At 66.5% G+C, this 4,296-nt stretch carries 1 protein-coding gene; it reads left to right on the forward strand.

All coding sequences use genetic code 11. The features are described 5' to 3' along the window. The coding region (locus OB87_RS19295; protein ID WP_033570988.1) for a beta strand repeat-containing protein at positions 1-4,296 on the forward strand (4,296 nt) is incomplete at both ends.

Raw genomic sequence — 4,296 nt, forward strand, 5'->3', positions numbered from 1 at the left:
CGGGCGGGACGGTGGGGCTGACGACGCCGGTGCTGGACAACCGGGGCACGGTGAGCGGGCGGCAGGTCAGGTTACAGGCGGGGCAACTGAGCAACCGGGGCACACTGTCGGCGGACGCGGGGCTGGCGGTGCAGGCGACACGGGTGGACAACGGCGGGTCGCTGCTGTCTGGCGGCGGGCTGACGCTGGCGGCCGGGCAGACGGTGAACGGTGGCGTGCTGTCGGGTGGCGCGGTGACGCTGAGCGGTGATTTGCTGTGGAACGGCGGGGTCCTGCAGGGGCGGCAGTCGGTGGGAGTGAATGTACTGACCGGGTTCAGCCAGACGGCAGACGGCGCGCTGACCAGCGGCGGGACGGTCACGCTGTCATCGGGTGCGTTAGAGACGGCCGGTGCGTTATCGGCGCAGGGTCTGCACCTGCAGGCCGGGCAGTGGCGCAACACGGGGACGGTGAGCCTGGGCGGCGACGGGCAACTGACGCTGGATGCACTGGATAACCGCGGTATCCTGCTGTCGTCCGGCACCTGGGACATCACGGGCGGGCGGCTGGGTAACAGCGGCACGCTGCAGGGCAGCGGACTGGCGCTGCGGGGTGACACGCTGGACAACAGCGGCACGCTGCTGGGGGTGGACGCGCTGACGCTGACGCTGACGGCGGACGGGGCGCTGACCAATGGCGGGACCGGCAGACTGCTGACGCAGGGGGCGGCGGTGCTGCGGGCGGCAACAGTTACCAACGACGGCGAGTGGCAGGCGGGCAGCCTGCAGCTGACGGGGGACAGCCTGCGTAACGGTGGGCGGATACAGAGTGACGGTGACCTGGTGGTCACACTAGCGGACCGCGACCCGCCGGGCACCGCGCTCAGGGCGGTGCAGCCACTGGTGCCGGATGAGCAGGCCGCCCGGTCGGGCCGCCTGAGCAACACCGGCACGCTGGTCAGCGGCGGTGACAGCCGGATAACCGGCCGTCAACTGGAGAATCAGGGCACACTGGCGGCCGACGGTACGCTGTGGCTGACGGCCGACGACACCACCAACGGCGGCCGACTGGAAAGCCGTACCCTGCAACTGGTCGGTAACCAACTGAGCAATGGGGGCACGCTGCTGGCCGAGCAGGGCGGCGTGCTGAGCCTGACCGGTGCGCTGACGGTCGAGCAGCCGGGCCGCCTGCTGAGCAACGGCGACTGGCGGGTACAGGCGGGGGCGGTGAACAGTCAGGGGAGCTGGCAGGGGAACAACCTGTGGCTCACGGCAGACGGCCTCACCCTCGGCGGCACGCTGCTGGCGGCGAACGACGTCACGCTGACCCTGACGCAGGGTTACGATGGCGGCGCAGGCAGCCGGGTCGTGGGTAACGGGGGGGTGACGGTCACCGCCGACACGCTCACGCAACAGGGCGAGCTGGGTGGCGAGCGGCTGCACCTGACCACCGGCACGCTGACCAACGGCGGGCGACTGGTGGGGCTGTCACACCTGGACGTGACCAGCCGGGGGGCGCTGACCAATACCGCCGACGGGGCGCTGCTGGGCAACGGCGTGACCGGTATCACGGCTGCGGCGCTGGATAACGCGGGCGTGCTGCAGGGCGATGCGCTGACGCTGCAGGCCGGGACGGTGGACAACCGCGGGCGCATTCAGGGCACGGCAGCCCTGACGCTGGACGGGGTGTCGCGCTATACCGGCACCGACGGCAGCCAGCTGCTGAGCGGCGGCACGGCGACACTGGGCATTGATAACGCCGACAATGCCGGGCTGTGGCAGGCGGGTGCCCTGCGTTTTACCGGCACCACGCTGACCAACAGCGGCACACTGTACGGACGGGGCGGCCTGACACTGGACGCGGCCCGCCTGACCAACCGGGGGCAGATGGGCACGCAGGGCGAGGCGACGCTGCGCGGCCGGCAGTTTGACAACGGCGGGACGCTGACCGCATTAGGTGGGTTTACCGCACAATACGGTGACAGTGTCACCAATCAGCGCGACGGCCAGTTGCTGAGTGGCGGCACCGGCTACCTCACCACCGGCACGCTGGACAACCAGGGGCTGTGGCAGTCGGACCGGCTGGACCTGACGGCGGATACCCTGCACAACGCGGGCACGCTGCTGGGGGTGACCGACAGTGCGGTACAGCTTAGCGGTGACTACCGGGGCGAGGTCGGCAGCCGGTTGCTGGGTGACGGGGGCGTCAGCCTGCGCGCAGCTGCCGTCAGCAATGGCGGGCAGATACAGGGGCGTAACGGACTGACGGTACAGGGCGGCAGCCTGCTGAGCAACCTGAGCGGCGGCCAGCTGCTGTCGGGCGGTGCACTGACGCTGAACGCGGCACACCTGACCAATGCGGGCTGGGTACAGGGCACGGACCTGACGCTGGGGACGGCGCAACTGGACAACACCGGCACGCTGCAGACGCCGAACGGGCTGACGCTGCACCTGCCGCAGTGGAGCAACAGCGGGACGGTACAGGCCGGTCAACTGGACATCACCACCGACGGGCAGCTGGACAACCGGGGGACGCTGCTGGGGCTGACGCGGCTGGCACTGCAGGCGGCGGGTATCACCAACGGGGCCGGGGCGCGGCTGTACAGTGCGGGGGACCTGCAACTGCGTACCGGCACGCTGGCGCAGCATGGTCAGCTGGCGGCGCTGGGCAACCTGCGGGCGGATATCGGCAACCCGTTCACCCTGACGCAGACGCTGGCGGCGGGCGGACAGCTGACGCTGAACGTGACCGGCGACCTGGTGCAGGCGGGGACGCTGCAGGGCAACGGGGTGACGGTGAGCAGCACCGGTACGCTGACACAGCAGGGGCGCATCGTCGCGGGCACTGGCACCAGCACATTGTCGGCGGCGGCCATCAACCAGACGGCGAGCGGCAGTGTTCAGGGCGGCGGGCCGCTGAGCCTGCTGGCCACGGGCGGCATCACCAACCGGGGCTTTGTGGGGACGGCGGGTGACCTGCTGGTGCAGGCGGGCGGTCTGATAGACAACAGCAGCCTGCTGTACGGCGGGGGCAATCTGTGGCTGCTGTCGGATGCCCTCATCAACCGGTTCGGCAACATACTGGCGGGGAACAGCCTGTGGATACAGCGTGACGCGGCAGGCAACGCCAGCAGCAGCGTGCTGAACAGTTCGGGGACCATCGAAACGCAGCGTGGGGATATCACGGTACGCACCGGCACGCTGACCAACCAGCGCGAAGGGCTGACGGTGACGGAAGGGGAAAGTAAGACTGAAGCTGTGCCCGACTGGGTGGGCGGAGAACGTGTTGAGGTCCCTCTTACATGGTTTAAAGAAGGCGAGTTGGGTATAGCCGAATTTTATACGGGTTGTCTCAGGGGCGGGAAAGCCAGTGGTGCGAATTGTGAGTATTCCGCGGGTTATTTATTGGCACCTTTTTCTAGTGCAGCTATTCAGAAAGTACCGCTTGAAAGCAAGTCGATATCGGTATCAGCGCAAGGCGGTGAAGCGAGGATTAATTCGGCTAATGATGCATTAATTACTTCTAGTGTATTAACCAATGAAGCATCGGCCATTTATGCACGTAACAACATCGTCTTGTCTGGAAACAGTCTTAACAACACCACCTACCAGGCGGGTGATTTAAAACGATACCTTACATATCGATATGATAGTGTCGAGTTTGTTTATGGCACCTGGAGTTGGATTAATGATTTCGCTAATGATGATCAAAGTGCTTATGTGTGGGGTGGCAGTTCACCAATAACAAAGCAACTTGATTTGGCAGACAAGTTCGAAATACAAAACAAGCATTACTCTATCAATTATAAACCCGTCGGTGAACCAACCAGTGAGCTGATTAACGGCCAAACCTACGCCGCGACCATTCAGGCGGGCGGTGCGATCACCGCTAATTTCACCCAGAATATCAGCAACACCAGTCTGCAGCCGGGCAGCGGTGGCTTTATCCCGGCTATTGCCACCCCCACACTTCAGGGCGTGAGTGCGCCCGGTGCGGTGAGCGCGCAGGCCGAGCGGGGGCTGACCGGGGGCACCGCCGTCAGCGGCAGTGCGTTGCCGGGCTCGGGGAATGACGTGGCGCTGGCCGGTCAGGCGGGCGGCCTGACGGCCGATTACCGTGCCGTCACCCGTGATAACGCGGCGGCGTCCGGCGGGACGGCGGGCCAGGCGCGGGACGACCTGCAGGCGGCGCTGGCGGCACTGGGCAGCCCGTCACTGAGCGACTACCCGCTGCCCACCGGCCAGAACGGGCTGTTCGTGGCCGACACCAGCAGCGACAGCCGCTACCTGATACGCAGCAACCCGACGCTGAGCCAGC

Source organism: Dickeya undicola (genome assembly GCF_000784735.1).
Lineage (GTDB): Bacteria > Pseudomonadota > Gammaproteobacteria > Enterobacterales > Enterobacteriaceae > Dickeya > Dickeya undicola.